Source organism: Xanthomonas sp. LMG 12460, assembly GCF_009192895.1.
GTDB lineage: Bacteria > Pseudomonadota > Gammaproteobacteria > Xanthomonadales > Xanthomonadaceae > Xanthomonas_A > Xanthomonas_A sontii.
Map to the genome: position 1 here is coordinate 1 of NZ_NKUH01000167.1, position 1,324 is coordinate 1,324.

1 protein-coding gene and 1 pseudogene are annotated in these 1,324 nt (G+C 63.7%); both read right to left on the bottom strand.

Annotated elements, in window-relative coordinates:
- Positions 1 to 78, bottom strand: a pseudogene (locus CEK66_RS20755) (flagellin); the annotation flags it as partial.
- 829 nt (positions 79 to 907) lie between these two features.
- On the bottom strand, positions 908 to 1,324 hold a 417-nt coding region (locus CEK66_RS20215), incomplete at its 5' end, for a flagellin (RefSeq protein ID WP_255424716.1).

Genomic DNA, 1,324 nt, shown 5'->3' on the forward strand with positions numbered 1-1,324 from the left:
CGCCAGGCTGGCGCTGGTGGTGTTGAGGTTCCGCTGAGCGTTCAGCGACATTACGTTGGTATTGATGACCTGTGCCATTTTGATATCTCCTCTAAGCGATTTGTCCGGCAACCCATTGGTGCCTGGAGCCTCCGCAGGGGGCCATCAATTGGCCAGTGCCGCTGCTGGTATAAGTAACGGCAGTCGGTGCGCAACCTTTAGGGATTTACTGCCGAAAATTTGGCGTTTCGGCGATTTGCGTGACACCAGAAACGCGGCGAAAGGCTTGTTTCGGCCGCGCTTCGTCAAACTTTAGGCGTCTTGCACAAGTCGGGGAAAGAGCGGCCTGGGTCGCGCCGAGGGCGATGCGCGCGATGCTCTCGATCGTGTGTCGCGTCGACGACGCGAACGCTTGACCTGCCGGTACGCAGCGCATCGCGACGCGACGGCTTGGCCATCTCTCCCTCTACCTGTCTGATCGCCTTACGGCCGTCCATGGCGATGAAGTAGAAGGAGCGTCGGTTGTCCGGCGATGTAGGCAATGCCAGCGCGCTTTCAGGTCGTGCACTGCGTTGATGACGCATGACAGGCGATCTTGAAGTGCGGCCACGGCCATCGCCAACTGCTGACCGCCATCCAGCCCACTGGTCACTTGTCGCGCGACAGCGCAGGCGGTCGGTGGCCATGGCTGTCTCCCGTCGATCCCGCATAACGGCTCGCATGCACGGGATCGCCGCGAATAGCATGGCCACGCCTTCAGCTGGCCGTCGCCCTGCCAGTCATGGCAGCGCTCGCCTTCGGCGTCGAGGACCGGCAACGCGCGGAGATGGCGCTTCCTCCGGGATGCGACGGCCCGTCGCGGGAAGAGGAAACAAAAAAGGCCCCTCCTTGCGGAGGGGCCTCGGTGGCGCAATGCGGCTGGCGACGCTTAGCCCTGGAGCAGGCTCAGCACGCTCTGCGGTGCCTGCTTGGCCTGGGCCAGCATCGCGGTGCCGGCCTGCTGCAGGATCTGCGTGCGGGTCAGCTCGGCGGTTTCCTTGGCGTAGTCGGTATCGCGGATGCGGCTGCGCGAGGCCGACAGGTTCTCCGAGGTGGAGCTCAGGTTGGCGATGGTGGAGGTGAAGCGGTTCTGGATCGCACCCATGTCCGCACGCGAGGAGTTCACCGAGGTCAGCGCGTTGTCGATGATGCTCAACGCCTTCTGCGCGCCCTGGAAGGTCGAGATGTCCACGTCCTTCAGGAAGTTGGTGGTACCCGCGGCGGCAGTGGCAGTGGCGGCGATGCCGCTCTGGTCGAAGGTGATGCCGGTGGCACCGGTGGCGCTGCCCGCAGTTAGTGCAATAGT